The 19,139-nt window shown below is 46.6% G+C and carries 12 protein-coding genes and 1 rRNA gene; 8 read left to right on the top strand and 5 right to left on the bottom strand.

Annotated elements, in window-relative coordinates; genetic code table 11:
* Nucleotides 1-17 precede the first annotated feature (17 nt).
* From pcrA to BVG16_RS17780, 5 genes are all read left to right on the top strand, one after another.
* Nucleotides 18-2,381, top strand: coding sequence for a DNA helicase PcrA (gene pcrA, locus BVG16_RS17800; RefSeq protein ID WP_078500188.1), 2,364 nt, complete (start codon nt 18-20; stop codon nt 2,379-2,381).
* A gap of 45 nt (nt 2,382-2,426) precedes the next feature.
* Entirely contained in the window at nt 2,427-4,424 is a 1,998-nt protein-coding gene (gene ligA, locus BVG16_RS17795; protein WP_078500670.1) for an NAD-dependent DNA ligase LigA, read from the top strand.
* A 247-nt stretch (nt 4,425-4,671) separates the two neighbouring features.
* The gene (locus tag BVG16_RS17790; protein WP_078500187.1) at nt 4,672-6,084 is read left to right on the top strand and encodes an extracellular solute-binding protein; all 1,413 of its coding nucleotides are present in this window, start codon (nt 4,672-4,674) and stop codon (nt 6,082-6,084) included.
* Between the two features lie 76 nt (nt 6,085-6,160).
* Entirely contained in the window at nt 6,161-7,048 is an 888-nt protein-coding gene (locus tag BVG16_RS17785; protein WP_078500185.1) for a carbohydrate ABC transporter permease, read from the top strand.
* A complete protein-coding gene (locus tag BVG16_RS17780) occupies nt 7,045-7,872 on the top strand; it encodes a carbohydrate ABC transporter permease (RefSeq protein ID WP_078500183.1) in 828 nt (275 codons plus the stop codon). Before BVG16_RS17785 ends, BVG16_RS17780 begins: the two co-directional genes overlap by 4 nt.
* Before the next feature lie 146 nt (nt 7,873-8,018).
* Here the strand turns inward: BVG16_RS17780 and BVG16_RS17775 are convergent, their stop codons facing one another.
* From BVG16_RS17775 to BVG16_RS17755, 5 genes are all read right to left on the bottom strand, one after another.
* The gene (locus BVG16_RS17775) at nt 8,019-9,767 is read right to left on the bottom strand and encodes an alpha-glycosidase (RefSeq protein WP_078500181.1); all 1,749 of its coding nucleotides are present in this window, start codon (nt 9,765-9,767) and stop codon (nt 8,019-8,021) included.
* Between the two features lie 13 nt (nt 9,768-9,780).
* Nucleotides 9,781-11,409: an alpha-amylase family glycosyl hydrolase gene (locus tag BVG16_RS17770; protein ID WP_078500668.1), complete on the bottom strand. Its 1,629-nt coding sequence runs from the start codon at nt 11,407-11,409 to the stop codon at nt 9,781-9,783.
* Between the two features lie 22 nt (nt 11,410-11,431).
* Nucleotides 11,432-12,280, bottom strand: a complete 849-nt coding sequence (locus tag BVG16_RS17765; RefSeq protein WP_078500180.1) for a sugar ABC transporter permease — start codon at nt 12,278-12,280, stop codon at nt 11,432-11,434.
* Complete coding sequence (locus BVG16_RS17760; protein ID WP_078500178.1) at nt 12,277-13,590, bottom strand: carbohydrate ABC transporter permease; 1,314 nt, start codon at nt 13,588-13,590, stop codon at nt 12,277-12,279. Before BVG16_RS17760 ends, BVG16_RS17765 begins: the two co-directional genes overlap by 4 nt.
* A gap of 122 nt (nt 13,591-13,712) precedes the next feature.
* Nucleotides 13,713-15,023, bottom strand: a complete 1,311-nt coding sequence (locus BVG16_RS17755; protein WP_078500176.1) for a sugar ABC transporter substrate-binding protein — start codon at nt 15,021-15,023, stop codon at nt 13,713-13,715.
* Nucleotides 15,024-15,390: 367 nt separating this feature from the next.
* Between BVG16_RS17755 and BVG16_RS17750 the strand changes: the two genes are divergently transcribed.
* From BVG16_RS17750 to BVG16_RS33165, 3 genes are all read left to right on the top strand, one after another.
* Complete coding sequence (locus tag BVG16_RS17750; protein ID WP_078500174.1) at nt 15,391-16,428, top strand: LacI family DNA-binding transcriptional regulator; 1,038 nt, start codon at nt 15,391-15,393, stop codon at nt 16,426-16,428.
* A complete protein-coding gene (locus tag BVG16_RS17745; protein WP_078500172.1) occupies nt 16,428-18,392 on the top strand; it encodes a glycoside hydrolase family 15 protein in 1,965 nt (654 codons plus the stop codon). Before BVG16_RS17750 ends, BVG16_RS17745 begins: the two co-directional genes overlap by 1 nt.
* A gap of 398 nt (nt 18,393-18,790) precedes the next feature.
* A 16S ribosomal RNA gene (locus BVG16_RS33165) occupies nt 18,791-19,139 on the top strand; the annotation flags it as partial.

Genomic DNA, 19,139 nt, shown 5'->3' with positions numbered 1-19,139 from the left:
GGGAGGAGCATGATCTTATGCATGAATCCATTAATATACATGAAGCGGTAGCGCGATTAAATCCAGAGCAGCGTAAAGCGGTGGAAGCAACCGAAGGTCCACTGTTAATTATGGCTGGCGCGGGGAGTGGGAAGACACGTGTGCTTACGCACCGGATTGCCTATCTCATTGCAACGCGCAAAGCGCCGCCATGGAGCATTCTCGCGATCACATTTACGAATAAAGCAGCGCGCGAAATGCAAGAACGGGTATCGAAATTAGTCGGTCCGGACGGACGCGATATTTGGGTATCGACGTTTCACTCGATGTGCGTACGGATTTTGCGCAAAGATATCGAACGAATCGGTTTCACTTCGAATTTTTCCATTTTGGATTCGACAGACCAATTATCTGTCATTCGTAACTGTATGAAGGAAATGAATATCGATACGAAGAAACATGAACCGAAGGCGGTTCAAGCTGTGATGAGCACAGCGAAGAATGAACTCATTACGCCTCAGCAATATGAGCAGAAGATCGGAGATTATTTCGAAGGTATCGTGGCGAAAGTATACACCATGTATCAAAAAAGACTCCGTAGCAATAACGCGCTCGACTTCGATGATCTCATCATGACCACCATTCAACTGTTCAAGGAAGTGCCTGAAGTTCTTGATTTTTATCAGAAAAAATTCAAATACATCCATGTCGATGAGTATCAAGATACGAACCGTGCGCAATACATGCTCGTTCGTATGTTGGCAGACGCGCATCATAATGTGTGCGTTGTAGGGGATAGCGATCAGTCGATCTATCGCTGGCGCGGGGCCGACATTACGAACATTCTGAATTTCGAAGAGGATTATCCGAATGCAACGACTATTCTGTTGGAGCAGAACTATCGTTCCACAGCGAACATTCTGAATGCAGCGAATGAGGTCATCAAGAACAATACAGGACGTAAACCGAAGAAGCTGTGGACGGATCAAGGGGAAGGCTCCAAGATTACGCATTACCAAGCCGATTCAGAGCATGATGAAGGTTATTTCATTACACGTGAGATTCGAAAGAATTATGATCAGGGCAAGCAGTATCAGAATCATGCGATTCTATACCGTACGAATGCGCAATCCCGGGTCATCGAGGAAATTCTCATCAAATCGGAAATTCCTTATCAAATCGTGGGCGGTACGAAGTTCTATGACCGTAAAGAGATCAAAGATATTTTGGCCTACCTACGTCTAATCTCGAATCCTAGCGACGATATTAGTCTTAACCGCGTTATTAACGTGCCGAAGCGCGGAATCGGCGATACGACGCTTGCCAAGCTCGATACGGCTGCGATCAGACGCGATCAATCGATGTATCAAGCCATTGAGAATATGGATGATATCGATATCGCTGTTCGTACCAAAGGGACGCTGCGCGACTTCCGGGATATGATCGAGCAACTAAATCGGATGCAAGATTTCCTATCTGTCACCGAATTAACGGAGAAAGTGCTTGAAATGACGGAATACAAGCTGGAATTGCAGCGTGAAAACACGTTGGAATCCCGAGCGCGTATGGAGAATATTGATGAGTTCTTGTCGGTAACGCAAGAGTTCGAGAAGAATAATGAAGATAAATCACTCGTAGCCTTCTTAACAGACCTCGCTCTGATTGCCGATATCGACTCCTTAGGTGATGATGAGGAAGAGGAAGTGAAGGATGCGGTTGTACTAATGACAATGCATAGTGCGAAGGGTCTGGAGTTCCCGACGGTTTTCATTATTGGACTGGAAGAAGGGGTATTCCCTCACAGCCGAGCTTTTAACGATGATGAAGAATTAGAAGAAGAACGCCGTCTGGCCTATGTTGGAATTACACGTGCCGAGAAGCAATTGTTCTTAACGAGCGCACGGATGCGTACACTATTCGGTCGGACCACAAGCAATGCGCCTTCGCGGTTCTTGCGGGAAATCCCGGAAGATCTTCTGGATTCCAATGGTTCTTCCATGTCGCGCGACCGATTCGGACGGGATGTATCGACCTTTGGTTCTGGACTAGGAAGTCGTGGAGGCAACGGTTTTGGAAATCGAGGCGGTGCCAATACAGGCTTTGGCGGCGGATCATCCAGTGCAGGTGGGTTTGGTAACCGAGGTGGCGTGACCTCTTCCTCTGGACGTGTCACGGTGACCTCTTCGATGGATGCGGCGAAGCCGGCTGCTTCGGCAGCAGGCAGTGCGGGCGGCGCACAATCCTTCCAGACAGGGGATAAGGTCGCACACGGCAAATGGGGCACAGGTGTTATTGTGGCCGTCAAAGGAACAGGCAATGATATGGAGCTGCAAATCGCTTTTCCGGCACCAGTTGGCGTCAAACGTCTACTCGCTGGCTTTGCTCCAATTACGAAAGTATAAATGTAGGAACGATGTAGAAAGGTGGAAGATGTGAACGTGACGCGTATGGAGGAATTAATTGCGCAATTAAATCGGTATAACTATGAGTACTACACGCTAGACACTCCAACTGTGAGTGACAAAGAATACGACGTGCTCTACGATGAGCTTGTCCAATTGGAGCGGGAGTCGGGCGCGATTCTGCCAGGATCTCCAACGCAGCGTGTAGGAGGCGAGCTATTAAAGGGTTTCTCCGAACACCGCCATCTTGCACGTCTATGGAGCTTGGATAAAGCGCAGAGCGTTGACGATGTCCGTACCTGGAATCAGCGTGTTCTCAAGCTCGTGAATGACTACAATACCAAAAATCCGAACACACCTTTACCGCAGCCTTCCTATGTTCTAGAGTTGAAATATGACGGTCTGACTTTGAATCTGACCTATACCGACGGCAAGCTGGTGCAAGCATCTACGCGCGGAAGCGGGGAAGTCGGCGAGGGAATTCTGGCTCAGGTGAAGACCATTCGTTCCGTACCGCTCACCATTCCTTATCAAGAAGGAACGATTGAAGTACAGGGCGAAGGGATTATGAACCTCTCCGTATTGGCGAAGTACAATGAGACGGCTGTAGATCCGCTTAAGAATGCGCGAAATGCGGCAGCTGGCGCACTGCGGAACTTGAATCCGAAGGTTACAGCGGAACGTAAGCTGAATGCCTTCTTCTATAACGTTGGATATTCCGATACCATCGGATTCCAAAATCATCAGGAGATGGTTGATTTCTTACGAGCGAACCACTTCAAAGTTAATCCGTATATCACCTTCTTCGACTTCATCGAAGATACGATTGCTGAATTGAGTAATATCGTGGCGCAGCGTGATCAACTCGACTACCTCATTGATGGAGCGGTCATCAAAATTACGGATATGCGTACCCGTGAAGCGCTTGGCTACACGGACAAATTCCCGAGGTGGGCCGTTGCTTTTAAATTCGAAGCGGAAGAGACAACAACCGTGCTGGAATCCGTATCTTGGGAAGTGGGACGTACAGGGAAAATTACGCCGGTTGCCCGTGTTGAAGCGGTTGAATTGGCAGGTGTGACGGTACAGAACTGTACGTTGAATAATATCGGAGATATTGAACGCAAGAATCTTAAATATGCGCTAGGCTCGCGCGTGTTCATTCGCCGTTCGAATGATGTCATCCCAGAAATCTTGGGTAAAGCCACGGAAGACAACGATGGGGAAGAAATCGTCTTCCCAACCGCGTGCCCTGCTTGCGGATCTAGCTTAGAGCAGCGCGGCGCCCATCTGTTCTGTAATAACCGACTCGGCTGCAAACCTCAGCTCATCGGACGCATTACGCATTTCGCTTCCCGAGATGCAATGGATATTGAGTCCTTTAGCGTCATGACGGCAGAGCAATTATACGATGAAGTTGGTGTTCGGGACCCGGCAGATTTGTACAGTCTCACGTTCGATCAATTGATCGGTTTGGATCGCTTCGGCGAGAAGAAAGCGAACAAGTTGCTGGAAGCCTTAGAGAAAAGCAAAGCTTGCGATCTATCATCCTTCTTATTCGCGCTAGGAATTCCAAATACGGGGAAGACGACGACCAAAGCCTTGGCGGATCATTTCGGTAGCTTGGATAAGCTGATGGCAGCTACGGCGGACGAGTTAATTACCCTGCAGGATGTAGGGGCGATTGTGGCCGACAGCATTCTAACCTTTTTTGCGGACCCACGTATGCAAACGAGTATACGTACGATGATCGAGTTGGGAGTGTCCCCTACGGCGGCTGCGGTCACCAATGAACCGAAGCAAGAGACGATTTTCACTGGGAAAACGGTTGTTCTAACAGGAACTTTGCCGACGTTAAGCCGTGACGAAGCAGCGAAGAAGTTGGAAGCTGTTGGCGCTAAGGTGACAGGGAGCGTGTCGAAGAAGACGGACTTTGTCATCGCGGGTGAAAGTGCCGGCAGTAAGTTAACCAAAGCGCAGCAGCTCGGCATTCGAATTATTGACAGTGAAGAAGAACTTCTCCAAATGCTTGGGGAAGCGTAGAACATACACAACAGAAGCCTTTGAGGGATAGAGTTCTCTCTCAGGCTTCTTTTTATAGAAATGAAGAACAAGCTGGTAGACCCATGGTCTATCAGCTTTTTTGCGAAATAGTAGAAATTTCGCCCTCACAATTGAAAAATATCCATGCTATTTTGGGCCGAACTGTAATATCTATGTATAGAAAAAAAGTTAGTCAGCCTTAAAGAAAGTTTTTAGCATGACTATTATTAATTGGGAGGTTGTACAGATGAAAAAAAGAAGAAGCCTTTCCCTGATGCTTGCGTCCGTGCTTGTGCTCGCCTTAGCATTGTCCGCATGCGGAGGCAGCAAGACAGCAACAGAGGAGAAGAAGCCAGAGACGAAGACCAATGTAGAGACGAAGACGCCAACGACTGAAGAGAAGAAGGACCCAGCCCCAACTCCAGCTCCAGAACCGCCTAAGGTTGAAGACTTCAAAGTTATTCTCCGGCATATTAATGTGCGCGATACAGCGAAGAAAACATTAGAACAGCTGCAAAATGTTGCGAAGAAGACGGAAGCGGAAGTACCTGGGTTGAAATTTGAACTTGATGGCGTCGAGGATACGGTTAACCGGAACGTAAAACTCAAAGCCGAGATGCAAGCAGGCACGCAGCCACCTGTTTTTAGCCTCTTCGGGGGAGACGATACGAAGAACTATTCGAAGGCAGGGCGCCTTTTGGCACTGAATGATATATTGAGCGAGCTGGGCATTGCCGATTCCTTCTTCAGTCTTCGGGAATTTACGATTGATGGGAAAGTTTACGGTCTTCCTGAATCCGGATTCATCGAGGGCTTCTTCTACAATAAGAAATTATTCGAGGATGCAGGAGTGCAGGTGCCTAAGACATGGGATGAGTTCCTTGCTGTATGTGAAGCGTTGAAGGCGAAAGGGATCACGCCGATTGCACTGGGTGCAGGCGCGGGAGACGGTTGGGCTGCGAACATGCTGCTGAACTCGTTGTTCGTTGGTCTGGGTGGACCTGAGATCCAAGAGGGCTTTGCCACAGGAAAGACGAAATGGACGGATGCACCGGTCGTCGATGCCATGAAGCGCCTCAAAGAGTTGAAGGATAAGGGCTACATTGACAAGAACGTATTGGGCTTGAAATATGCGCAAGGCCAAGCGAATTTCTATACAGGTAAAGCAGCAATGCTTTTCGATGGCAGTTGGGCGATTAACGCAATCATCGGCGATACCTCAACAATCAAAGACGCAGCAGGTTACTTCCGCTTCCCGGATGTCGGTGGTCCTGGCGACGGATACATTAACGGCGGTTGGTCTTCAGGGTATGGCTTCTCGGCCACGGCGAACGAGAATGAAATGAAAGCCATCAAAGCTTTTATTAAGAACTACTTCAATGTGGAGCAGCAGAAGCTTGCTTTGGTCGAAACAAGCCGCATCCCTGCGATGAAAGGTGTCAGCGATGTGCAAGGAGCGAGCGAGATTGTTAAATCGGTGGGCGAAGCCCAAGGAACGGCGAAGAGCGCATTCCCTGCATTCGATTCACTCGTATCGACAAAAGTGAAAGTGACGCTCGAGACGACGGTTCAAGAATTGTTAGGCGGCAAAGTTACACCGGAGAAAGCAGCTGAGAAGGTGCAAAAAGCACAAGACGCAGATAACGCTGCAGCGAAATAAGGATGAAGTAAGCGAATCGGGAGAGCGTTTCCTAAAGAACCCTCCCGATTCAGCCTTATGAGACAGGTGATTTGATATGAACAAAATATTCCGTAATCATTTCGCGTTTTTCCTCTTCGTCGTTCCCGCCTTAGTGATGTACGCGACATTTTATATTCTTCCGTTGTTGAATTCCTTACAGTATTCCGTTACAAGCTGGAATGGAATCAATGAGCCGGTCTATAACGGCTTTGATAATTTTGCTAAAGCGCTTAGCGACGAGCAGTTTTGGATTGCCCTCAAAAATAATATTTATTTTGTCTTGTTTTCCGTATTCATTCAAGTGCCGGTTATCGTGATTATTTCGATTCTTGTGAGCGGTGTACGTCGGTTGCTGGAGTTCTATAAGGTGACCGTGTATTTGCCGAGCATTCTATCGACAGCGGCGGTCGCCGTCATATGGCAATTTGTCTATCAGCCGGATGCCGGTTTGATGAATCAAATTTTGAAGGTGTTGGGATTGGAATCGCTCACGAGGTTATGGCTGGGAGACCCTGATACCTCAATGCTTGCGATACTGGTGACCAATGCATGGCAGTGGACAGGGTTCTATATCGTATTGGTGCTCGCAGCGATCTTCGCGGTCCCAAGAGAGATTTTGGAGGCGGGAACGATGGATGGAGCGGTGGGATGGCGCAAAGCATGGCTTTTGACCATTCCGCTTATTCGGCCGGTAATTATTGTGGTCATGCTGCTCTCCATTACAGGAGCGATGAAGGCATTGGATATTGTCCTCATTATGACGAACGGGGGTCCATTTGGAAGCTCCGAGGTTATGGCGACATACATGTACAAACAAGCCTACTCCTATAGCGACTTTGGGTATGCCAATGCAATCTCGATCATCATCTGCGTCTTTACGGCGATCATCTCGCTTATTTTCCACTTGCTCACCAGAAGAAGGAAGGGAGCGGATGAGGTATGAGTTATCGTGCGAGAGGCATCGTCCCCCATGTCGTTTTAATTATTTATGTGATTGTCGTATTGTACCCGTTGTTTTTTGTCGTGAATGCCTCCTTAAAGAACAACTCCGAGATTACTACTAACCCATGGGGCTTCCCACACGAATTTTATTTTGAAAATTATACGAATGCGCTATCCAACTCGTTGTTTGGTAGATATTTTTTTAACAGCTTATATATTAGTATCACGGCGACGGTAGCGACCCTACTATTGTCCACGGCCATCGCATTTGCAATTACGCGCATGAAATTTCCGACTTATGGGAAATGGGTCTATGGATTCTTACTCATCTCGTTGTTGATTCCGCCAGCATCTTTGTTGATCCCTTTGTATATTATGGTTAAGGATATAGGTCTCTACAATACACCGCTGGCACTCATCATTCCCTATACTGCCTTTGGTATTCCGCTAACCGTATTTGTCATTGCTGCCTTTCTGAAATCCATTCCAAGGGAGCTGGAAGAAGCGGGCGTTGTTGATGGTCTATCGATTTATGGCATTCTCGGCAAAATCGTCATTCCGCTGACGATGCCGACGCTTGTAACGGTGTTTATATTAAACTTCATTAATCATTGGAACGAGTTCATCCTGGCGAACCTATTTCTCTCTACCCAACAGTTACGAACGCTTCCCGTTGCGATTGTCGCTTTTGCAGATCAATTCAATATGAACTACGGGGCGCTTACGGCCTCCATTACGATCAGCATCGTACCGGTGATCATCATTTATGCGATTTTGCAGAAAAAGATCATTGAGGGTGTTGCGGCAGGCAGTATCAAAGGGTAGATGCAGCACAAGGCAAACAGAGCTGCTACCGTAATAGAGAAATCTACAAAGGGTAGATGCGATATATAACAAAAAGAGCTATTACCCGTCGTAGAGAGATCTACAAGAGGGATAGCTCTTTTGCATTCAAGTTTTTATAGATAATATTACGATTCCAGCTTTCGCAATACCAAGGCACCAAAGGCAGGCAGCGAAAATTTCATCTTTTTGCCGGTTGAGAGGATCCGAGCGTCGCCGATTTCATCGACCCATTCGCCCGCAGGGAGGGCAAGCTGAATGACGCGCTCTTTCTTCTTCACATTCATCATGATCATAAAGTGTGATTCGTCGTCTTGGCGTTCATACGCGATCCGCGTATCGTCTTCCTTCGCATACAGGAACTTGAAGCTTCCCGTGCGAAGGGCGGAGTAACGATGCCGCAGTGCAATGGTACGCTGATAGAACCCTAGTAAATCCAGATCATATTCCGAGTCATCCCACGGCATACATTTTCGGCAATCGGGATCATGAGAGCCTGACAGTCCGATCTCGTCCCCGTAATAGATACAAGGTGCGCCTAAGAAAGTGAGCTGGAAGAGCGCGGCCAGCTTCATTTTCTGAACATCGCCTTTACATAAGGTCAACAATCGTTCGGTATCATGGCTATCGAGCAAATTGAACGTAACTTCATTAGCCTGGTGCGGATAACGGAATAACTGACCGTACATCTTCCCGGCAAACTGAGCGCCGTCGTTTTTGCCGTTCACGAAGAAATCCAGTACCGCTCCCGTGAAAGGGTAGTTCATAAGCGCATCGAATTGGTCGCCTTGCAACCACATCATGCCTTCGTGGAATAACTCCCCTAGAATATAAGCTTCCGGATTAACCGATTTTACGACCTTACGGAACTCCCGCCAGAATTGATGGTCTACCTCATTCGCCACGTCTAGCCGCCAGCCGTCAATGCCGACTTCTTCGATCCAATACCTTGCGACATCCAGTAGGTAAGCCTTCACCGCTGGATTTTCCGTATTCAATTTCGGCATTTTCGGTTCAAAAGCGAACGTCTCATACGTAGGTACTCCGTCCACAACACGCAGCGGATATTCCCGGACATAGAACCAGTCGGCATAAGGGGAGTCGGCTCCTTTTTCCATCACATCGACGAAGGGAGCGAAGGTACGCCCGCTATGATTAAATACCGCATCGAGCAGCACGCGAATACCTCGCGCATGGCAGGCCTTCACAAGCTCTTTCAGCGTGTCATTCGTTCCAAAATGCGGATCTACTTTCATGTAGTCTTGGGTATCGTATTTGTGATTAGTCGTCGCCTCGAACACAGGGGTGAAGTAAATCGCATTCACACCTAATTTTTCGATATAATCCAAATGGTTGATCACACCTTGCAAATCGCCGCCGAAAAAGTTGGAAGGGGTAGGTTTCCCGCCCCAAGGCTCAACCCCTTCAGGATCATTCGCTGGATCGCCATTCGCGAACCGTTCGGGAAAGATCTGATAGAATACTGCATCCTTGACCCAGGCAGGCGGTGTAAAGACATCCGCAGGATTTAAGAACGGAAATTCAAAATTGCCAAGATGCTGGTTCGGTGCTTCCTTGCCAAGTGTACGCTCGGTAAGCCATATCGTCTCTTCGCCGGCATGCAGCTTAAATCCATAACTAAGTCGACGATAGGGAGGCTCTACTTCGACATGCCAGTAATCGAATAGTTCATCATGTCCGACAACGCTCATTTCCTTCGTACACATCTGGTCCCAAGGCAAATATTTATCTCCGTATACGACTTCTGCACGTTCAACGTCCCGACGTTTTGTGCGAATTCTTAAATGAATGGTTTGATTGTCATAGGCATAGGCCCAGTTCTGCTTCGGGCGGTGGTAGATTGCTTCTAGTAACATGGTATCGGTCTCCTTACTTCAGTATAACGCTGCTATACGGCGGCAGCTCCAACGTTGTGCCTCGCAAGGAGGCTTCGTATTTGTTTGTTAAGGCTAGCTTCGTGAAAGTTGCATCGGGTAACGTAACGGTCTGTACGTCCTTGGACAGATTATGCACGACAAGTACTTTCTCTTGCGATGTGACACGCTGATAGGCCAAGAGACTCGAATTGTCTAGTTTATAAGAGGCGATATCACCGTTATGCAGCGCAGGCAGGTCATTTCTCCACGTAATCAGTTGTTTGTAATGCTGAAGTAGAGAATTCGGATCTTGCAGTTGCTTAGATACCGCAATATTCGTGTCTTTGTTATAGAAAAATGGCTCCCAGGTGGTCTGACCCGCATCTTTTTCATCGGACCACAGCATAGGCTCGCGAATTCGCTCATCAGGCTTCATTCCCGTCATGCCGATCTCTTCCCCATAGTAGATAAAGGGATTACCCGGTAAAGTTAGAAGGATGGCAGCAGCCATTTTCGCATGATACATGTTATCGGCCAGATCAGACATCACCCGATTCTGGTCATGGTTCGTCAAGAACGATGCATCGATAAACTTTCCTTTTGAAGAAGTATTGTAGAATCCATAAATCCGTTCGAGATTAAAAGCGATGTCCGTTGCCTGCTCTGATCGTACCGTGGACAGGATCGTCTTGGATAGATCGAAGTTGAAGCAAGAATCTAAGGCTTGATCTAGGAACGGCCCGATTTTGGCGGTTGAATCCCACACCTCGCCTACGAGATAAGCGTTCGGATTCACTTCGTTGATTCCTTGACGGAACGCTTGCCACCACGCTTGATTTTTCTTCATCGTTTCTTTGTTTGATGCATCCGATTTGAAGTCTTCATAGATATGTTTGGCAGCATCCAGACGGAAGCCGTCTACCCCTTGCTTCAACCAGAACTGTCCAATCTTGATCATCTCTTGGCGAACCTCAGGGTTATCCATATTTAGATCAGGCATCCCTTCCCAGAATATCCCGAGATAGTTGTCGCTGCCGGAAGGGTGCCATGGATTTGAACCCGTAGCCCCGTCAGACGCAAGAGTTTCACCGGGTTTGGACCAAGTATACCAGTCGCGATAGGGACTATTCTTATCTGCTGCCGCATCTTTGAACCATGGATGCTGATTGCTAGAGTGATTGATCACGAGATCCATGATGACTTTAATGCCTCGCTTGTGTGCCTCTTGAAGCAAGTTCGTGTAATCCTGCATCGTTCCATACTGCGGGTTAATGCCATAGTAGTCGGTTACATCATAACCGTGATAGCTAGGAGAGGGATTGATCGGCATCAACCATATCCCGCCTATGCCGAGGTCCTTCAGATAATCTAGCTTGGCAGTTACACCGTTCAAATCGCCAATCCCGTCTCCGTTCGAGTCGTAGAAGCTGCGCACAAAAATTTCATAATACACCGTTGAAGGCTGTTCATGTATTTCAGCAGCGACGGTCTTCACTGGCATCGTAGCAGCGGGTGGAGCCGGTTTCGCGGATTCTGAAGGCGAACTGGATTCGGCATCCTGTGGAGAACAACCGGACAACAAGGTTAGTGCTAGTATAAAACACAAGATTCCCGAACGAAATGAACGTCTTCTCCTCATCATGATCTTCAACTCCATCACGGGTTTATCCCTTATTTGCGCCTGACGTTAACCCTTCAACCAAGAAACGTTGGGTAAAGGCGAACAAGATCGTGATCGGGATGGCAACGAGAACCGCACCGGCCGCGAAGAGCGTGAAGGCTGTACTAGAGTAAGAATCGACCAGATCGAACAGTCCAACGGCTAGGGTCCATTGATCCCGTGAACGAAGGATTAATCGAGCAAAGATAAAGTCCATCCATGCCCCTGTAAAGGTGGTTAACGAAATATAAGTAATGATCGGTCTAGATAATGGCAGAATGATTTTATAGAAGACATCCCAATGGTTCGCACCGTCGATCCGTGCGGCTTCTTCCAAGCTTTTCGGAATGGTATCGAAGAATCCTTTGGCTACGAAGAGTCCAAGTGCGGCACCTGCGGAATAGACGATAATGAGTGCCCAAGGCGTATCCAATAGATTCAATTGCACTAGAAATACATAGATCGCGATCATGCTCATGAAGCCTGGGAACATCCCGAGAACCAGTACTGTCGATAAGAGGGATTTACGTCCTCTGAAGCGGAAGCGGGATACGGCGTAGGCCGTTAACAATTGAATCATTGTTCCCAGAACCATACTCATTGTCGCGATTTTCAACGTATTCCAATACCATCTGACATAGGGAACTTGCTTCCCCGCGATATTTTCAGGATGGAATAGATCCGAATAATGTTTGATTGTAAATTGCTTCGGTACGAATGTATCACTGAACAAGGAATCTCCCACTTTAAAAGAAGACATGATCGTCCATAATGCAGGGTAGATGCATGCGATTCCCATTAAAACTAACAAGGCATAGCTGAAGAATAAGCGTAATGAATTTTTCGTTTTCATTGGATCATGTCCTCCTCACGGTAAGATCTTGACCTTGTGTAACTAAAGATGGATACCGAGGCGATGATCAAGAAGATAAGAATACCCACGGCGGACGCGATGTTATACTTGTTGTTTTCAAGCGTCAGTTTGTATAACCATGTCACGAGCAAGTCTGTTTTCCCTGCCATGTTATAGTCGATGGATGAAGGACCGCCTTTGGTTAAAAGGAAGATCACGTTAAAGTTATTGATGTTCCCCGCAAATTGCGTAATCAGAATCGGTGCGGTCGAGAAGAGCACGAATGGCATGGTGATATGGCGGAATTTAACCCAAGGCGTCGCGCCATCGACATCTGCTGCTTCATAGAGATCCTTCGGAATCGCGGTTAGAATCCCCATGACAAGCACCATAGAGACCGGAATACCGATCCACATATTGACGACAACGACAGATACTTTGGCCCAGAATGGGTCACTCAACCATGGAAGCCCTTCGAGACCAAAGAATCGGAAATATTGGTTAACCGGGCCAAACTTATCATTCAACATGTTACGCATGACTAAGAGTGAGACGAATTGAGGAATGGCATAAGGGATGATGAAGAGGGTTCTCCAAAGCCCTTTAAATTTAATGCCTTTTTGGTTAATGAGCAGAGCAACCAAGATTCCGCCAAAATAACACGTAATTGTTGCGAGAATGGCCCAGATAATGGTCCAGGTTAGAACGCCGAAGAAGGTGTTGCTCCAGACGTTAAGTGTAAATAAATCCGTAAATGTCTTTAAGCCGATCCAGTCGACTAAGTTCTTAGGCGGGATATGCTCAGGTGCGGAGTAGTTCGTAAAGGCCATAAATATCATGAACAAAATCGGCATGATCGTGAAAAAAAGAACGCCGAGAATAGGAATACCGAGAAGCACCCAAGGGAAGTTTTTGCTCATGCCTTGGGAGATGGAAGCAGCAAAGTTTTTCACGGGAATGCCCTGATCGCGAAGACGTCCGTTAGCAATAGCGTCCCGAATATTCATGACGTATAAGAAAAGATAGAGAAGTACGACCATCATCGATAATAAACCGTAAATCATCATGAAGATGGAATGATCGCCGGGAACGTTCTTATAAATTTTGCCGACCTTAACCAGGTGTTGCCCTTGTTCGCCCAAAGTAAAAAAACCGTAAATATGCTTGCTTAGAACCGTAAGGATATAGGTGAGGCCTGTGATATGAGCAGTAAGGAATAGCACGCCTTTGATATATTGACGATTGTACAGTTGTCCCAATCCCATACTTAACACAGACAACCAACCGGCTGTTCTAGCATATCGATTCAATGTGATCAATCCCTTCTATGAGCAATGTCACCCGCCGAGGAACGGCGGGTGATAGATAGACCGATATGAGGTAATGCGTTATATAAGTTCATCGTGCTGTTTTGATTTACTGTGTTTCGGTCTTATTTGCTGGAAGCAATGCTGTCTTTCATCTTTTTGACCATATCATCGAGTGCTACTTTTGGATCTACGCCATCATTCCAAATCGAAGTGAATGTCGCTTCATGGACGCCCCAGAATGCATTCATTTCTTGAATTTTAGGCATTGGCGTGGAGTTCCCAAATTGTTTCAAGAACACAGATGCGAACGGATCATTTTTGATTTTTTCATTTTCAGCTGCCTTCGTGTTGGATGGTAGGTTTCCAAGCAACTCAAAATCTTTGATTTGGAACTCTTCAGACGTAATCAAGTGTGCGAATAACTTAGCGGCGTTCGGATACTTGCTGTTTGCGTTGACTAAGAATGCTTTTACGCCAGAGAACGGTTGCATTTGTTTGCCGTTAGGAAGTGTAGGGTATTCCATCACGCCAAGGTTTTTCACAGCTTCTTTCAAGGAAATTGTGTCCCAAGGTCCGCTGACGTTCATAGCTAGTTTACCTTCAGTGAATAAGCTTTTCTTGATATCGGAAGTTACGTCTGCTGTCTTAAGCGGGAGAACATCTTTTTTCAAGGATTGGAAGAACTTCATGGATTCAATAGCGCCATCTGTATTTAAGCCGATATCTGTTGGGTCGGAGCCGTCTTTACCGAATACATAAGCTCCATATCCGCCAAGGAAACCGAAGTTCCAATAACCGTTACCGTTTTCCCACATGTACGTATACTTTTGTTTGCCGGGGTCGTTAAAGGTTTTGGCGAAGTTGATGACTTCATCCCAAGTTTTAAGCGGTTGTGGTACAAGATCTTTATTGTAGAAGACAGCCGTTGTTTCTACAGAGTTCGGATATCCGTACAAGATACCATCGATCGTTAGCGCGTCAATCGCCTTTGGGGTGTTATTAGCTTTGGTTTCCTCTTCGTGAAAATCGTTCGGGAGGATAATACCTGCTTGCACGGCACTGCCGATACGGTCATGGACAGCCAAGAATACGTCAGCACCTACGCCTGCAGGACCATCTGTCGTCATGCGCTCAATGGATTTATCCGGGCCAACTTCTTGGAACTCCACATCGATGCCATACTTTTCTTTAAAAGCTTTGATCGCTTCGTCCACAAGGACTTTTTCCGTTCCGCTGCTCCATACGACTAATTTGGCGCCTGGTTCAGGTGTGAGTTCGTCTTGTGCGGCAGCATCGCCTTCCCCTTGCGTTGCTGTTTCTGTCGGCTTCGATTCTGGGTTCGTGCTCGTTGATGTCTCGCTGGACTTTCCGCCACAAGCGGCTAATGCGAGCACCATCGTGAGCGTCAAAATAAGAAGTAGCATTTTTTTCATGGTAAGTACCCCTCCAATTGGTATGATACATAGCGTTTTTCTGGGAAAAGCATATTGTGCAAACGTTTGTACAACAGATGAAAAAAAACAGCGATTCAGTTCGTTGCACGAAATTTGAAAACGCTTTTATACGCATATCATACACAACGACCTTCAGTTGGTAAACCGTTTGCACAACCCGTTTTCATTGGGAAAATAGCCTTTTATCTCCAATTTACTTTGAATATCTTGGAATATCTAATTAAATCTAATTTTTTACAATATTTATTTACAGGAAAAAATTTGCAGGTTGCGCATTTACATGCACCATAATTTGCGCTAACATTATGCATATATTGATTCAAACGATTGCACAGTGGAGGGTATTATGGCAGTTACTATCAAAGATGTTGCCAAGAAGGCAGGCGTATCGCCGTCAACGGTATCCCGTGTTTTGTCCAATCATCCCAGAATAAGCAAAGAGACGTCGATAAAAGTAAAGAACATAATGAATGAGCTGGGGTATCATTCGAATATGATGGCGCGCAGCCTTGTCTCGAACAAAACCTATACGCTGGGAATGATTCTCCCAAGGCCTGCCGAAGAGTTATTCCAGAATCATTTTTTTGCCGAGAATATTCGCGGGATCACGACGCAAGCTGCACGCAACGGATATGATGTGCTGATGACGGCGGGCGCTAACGACAGTGATGAAATGGAAGCGATTACGCGATTGGTGTTGGGGCGCAGGGTGGATGGCATTATCCTACTGCAATCACGCAAACATGATCCCATCATTACATTTCTAAGAGAGCATGACTTTCCGTTCGTTCTTATAGGTCGATACGAAGAAGATCCGAATGTGCTGTGCGTAGACAATGACAATATTCAGGCAGCATTTGATGCGACGAGTCATCTAATTTCGCAAGGCCATACAAGAATCGGATTTGTTAGCGGTCCGCCGTCACTTTCGGTATCCCAAGACCGATTGGAAGGATATAGACAGGCACTAGCGGAACATCAATTGCAAATGAAATCGGAATGGATCGTGGAAGGAGAGTTTCTGCAAGAAAGCGGCTATCGAGCGATGTCGTTTTTTATGAGTCTGCCGGAGCGTCCCACAGCGTTAGTGATTATTGATGATGTCGTATCTTTTGGCGTAATGCGCGGTTTAACCGAATTGGGATACAGTGTGCCGGAAGATTTAAGTATCATAGGGTTTAACAATATCTCATTAACGGAATTATCGACTCCTCCGCTATCGAGTATTGATATCGGAATCTACCAGTTGGGCTATATGGCTTCACAAATGCTGATTAAACGGATTCAGGGGGAGACGCAGCCACAACCAAGAACTATCGTACCGCATCGGTTGATGATTCGGGAGTCGTCCCTGCATTATAAAGCGAAACGGAGTGGAGTGTAATGACGATCGATATGGAGAAAAAGCCGTACCTCGTGGATGCGGTCATTGGAAATTCTCGATTTCTAGGTTCAATGACGCAAACCGGACGTTTGGTACGCCTATGGTGGCCGAACGTTGATTTTCCGCAGCATGTAGACACCATTCGCAGTGGAATTCGAATGAATGGGGCAACAACAAGCTGGTTCGATAGTACAGAAGAAGGATGGCAGCATGAAGCGGCGTATCTTCCGCGAACGAATATTTTTCACGTCAGTGCGAAATCAGATGAATTGCCCATAGAGGTAGAGACATCTTCGTTCGCCGTGCCTGGAGAAGATATTGTAGCGTTTCGCTATCAATTTATGAATCGTAGTGATCGACCGGTATCGTTTCAATTTGTCTATTATTCATCGATGTCCGTGACGGAAAGTCCTTATTACCATACAACCGAGTTTGATGTGGAACACGATGCACTGGTTCATTTCCGCCATCGTTATTTTTTTATGGCTTCAAGTGCAAACGTGTGCACAAAATATCAGGCTGCGCAAGCATGGGACAATGCTGTCCGTGGTTCATTAGATGGCAGTCGGATTCAAATGGCACCGGATGGAGCGATGGAGTGGGCCTTTGAAGATATTCAGCCGGGTGCGACGGTATCCCTACCTGTATATATTACGGCAGGACACAACTTGGAAGATGCTCAAGCTGCAATGACTACGGCGAAGAGCCGTACTGTTGAAGAATGGTTGGATGAGACAACAGCATATTGGGATGGATTTTTGAATTCTGCGAATCCTTCTCCAATTAAAGAGAGTCGTATTGCTCAATTATATGAGCGCTCTTTGCTTACGATGAAGCTTATGGCAGATGAACAAACGGGAAGTATCATTGCTGCACCTGAGTTTGATGAGAACTTTTCACGTTGCGGCGGATATGCTTATTGTTGGGGAAGGGATGCAGCTTTCATTACGACGGCGCTTGATCGTGCTGGATTAACGAATCTTTCGGATCGTTTCTATGAATGGACGTTAACGGCGCAGGATGCGAACGGAGCGTGGCAGCAACGGCATTATCATGATGGTACACTGGCTCCATCTTGGGGAATTCAATTGGATGAGGGAGCTTCGATTCTGTGGGGAATGTATCAGCATTACCTCGTGCTAAAAAATGAAGAACAATCCCAATTCCTTCATCAGGTGTGGAATGCTGTCGAAGCGGGTGCGAACTATCTTGTTCAGATGATGGATAAGGAAACAGGTTTACCGCGTGCAAGTCGCGATTTATGGGAAGAACGGGGAGCTCAGCATACTTATACGGCAGCTGCTGTGTATGCAGGTTTACATGCGGCAGCATCATTCGCGGATGTATCAGATCGACCGAATTTGGCGAGCATATGGCGATCCGCTTCTGAGCAAATAGCAGATGCTATTCTTCACAGTTGTTGGAACGAATCTAACCAGGTATTCTATCGGGGCTTAAAATTAGAAGTTACTGAGTCTACTTATATAGAAGCACAACAACAAGGGTATGCAACTTCCAAGACAAGCCGCGAGAAAGGCTATCCTGTCTATATGCTGGAACAGGACCGGGTTGTCGACGTTAGCTTGTTGGGAATCTCGGTACCCTTTGCGGTAATCCCAGCATCGCATGAATACGCCGTAAAAACTGCGGATACGATTGAGCGATTACTGACTTCGCCAGTGGTGGGCGGAATTAAACGATACGAAGATGACAACTACATTGGGGGTAACCCGTGGATTCTGACGACACTATGGTTGGCACAATATCGAATCCAGAATGGACAAATAGATGAAGCTAAAGCTTTGTTGCATTGGGTAATCGATCACCAGACAGCGACGGGCTTATTGCCGGAACAAGTGGACCGGGAAACCGGTAAGACGGCATGGGTTGTCCCTTTGACCTGGTCGCATGCGATGTTTATTCTAGCCGTGCATATGCTGGCAGAAGCAGGAGAACATATATAGAAGAACATATATAGAGGATTCTTATATAGAAGAAAAGCACAGCGAACTGCTAAATACCTTCTTATGAATAGTTAAGCATCAAAGCCTAATGCATGAATAATGCTGTGGGTTTTGGTGCTTTTAAATTTTTTTTAATTTAGGGGTTGTAATTTCTTGTCGAATTATGTTATATTATTTCTTGTCGCTTCGGACAACAGAATTTTGAAAGAAAATAAAAAATAATGTTGACGAGCCTCGAAAGATGTGTTATTATGAAATTCCTGTTCGACATAACGTGAGCAACACAAACGAATATCGAATAGATAAGTTCTTTGAAAACTAAACAAATGGATCGCGTTAATTTTTAAATAAAGAACATTTATGTTCTTGTCAGTTTCAAAATGAGCAAGTCAAACACTTTAATGGAGAGTTTGATCCTGGCTCAGGACGAACGCTGGCGGCGTGCCTAATACATGCAAGTCGAGCGGAGTTATTCCTTCGGGGATAACTTAGCGGCGGACGGGTGAGTAACACGTAGGCAACCTGCCTGTAAGACTGGGATAACTACCGGAAACGGTAGCTAAGACCGGATACACGATTTGATCGCATGATCGAATTGGGAAAAGCGGAGCAATCTGCTACTTACAGATGGGCCTGCGGCGCATTAGCTAGTTGGTGGGGTAACGGCTCACCAAGGCGACGATGCGTAGCCGACCTGAGAGGGTGAACGGCCACACTGGGAHGCTNDGRYANAGTATHNATSSGYAS

Origin of the sequence: Paenibacillus selenitireducens (assembly GCF_002021565.1) — a bacterium.
GTDB classification, from domain to species: Bacteria; Bacillota; Bacilli; order Paenibacillales; family Paenibacillaceae; genus Paenibacillus_K; species Paenibacillus_K selenitireducens.
Note: the sequence above shows the minus strand (reverse complement) of the source record. Positions and strands in the feature narration are given on the sequence as shown.

What these genes read in the sequence shown, in the direction of transcription:
- pcrA (WP_078500188.1), top strand. Translation starts at nt 18, where the DNA reads ATGCATGAATCCATTAATATACATGAAGCGGTAGCGCGATTAAATCCA.
- ligA (WP_078500670.1), top strand. Translation starts at nt 2,427, where the DNA reads ATGGAGGAATTAATTGCGCAATTAAATCGGTATAACTATGAGTACTAC.
- BVG16_RS17790 (WP_078500187.1), top strand. Translation starts at nt 4,672, where the DNA reads ATGAAAAAAAGAAGAAGCCTTTCCCTGATGCTTGCGTCCGTGCTTGTG.
- BVG16_RS17785 (WP_078500185.1), top strand. Translation starts at nt 6,161, where the DNA reads ATGAACAAAATATTCCGTAATCATTTCGCGTTTTTCCTCTTCGTCGTT.
- BVG16_RS17780 (WP_078500183.1), top strand. Translation starts at nt 7,045, where the DNA reads ATGAGTTATCGTGCGAGAGGCATCGTCCCCCATGTCGTTTTAATTATT.
- BVG16_RS17775 (WP_078500181.1), bottom strand. Translation starts at nt 9,767, where the DNA reads ATGTTACTAGAAGCAATCTACCACCGCCCGAAGCAGAACTGGGCCTAT.
- BVG16_RS17770 (WP_078500668.1), bottom strand. Translation starts at nt 11,409, where the DNA reads ATGATGAGGAGAAGACGTTCATTTCGTTCGGGAATCTTGTGTTTTATA.
- BVG16_RS17765 (WP_078500180.1), bottom strand. Translation starts at nt 12,280, where the DNA reads ATGAAAACGAAAAATTCATTACGCTTATTCTTCAGCTATGCCTTGTTA.
- BVG16_RS17755 (WP_078500176.1), bottom strand. Translation starts at nt 15,023, where the DNA reads ATGAAAAAAATGCTACTTCTTATTTTGACGCTCACGATGGTGCTCGCA.
- BVG16_RS17750 (WP_078500174.1), top strand. Translation starts at nt 15,391, where the DNA reads ATGGCAGTTACTATCAAAGATGTTGCCAAGAAGGCAGGCGTATCGCCG.
- BVG16_RS17745 (WP_078500172.1), top strand. Translation starts at nt 16,428, where the DNA reads ATGACGATCGATATGGAGAAAAAGCCGTACCTCGTGGATGCGGTCATT.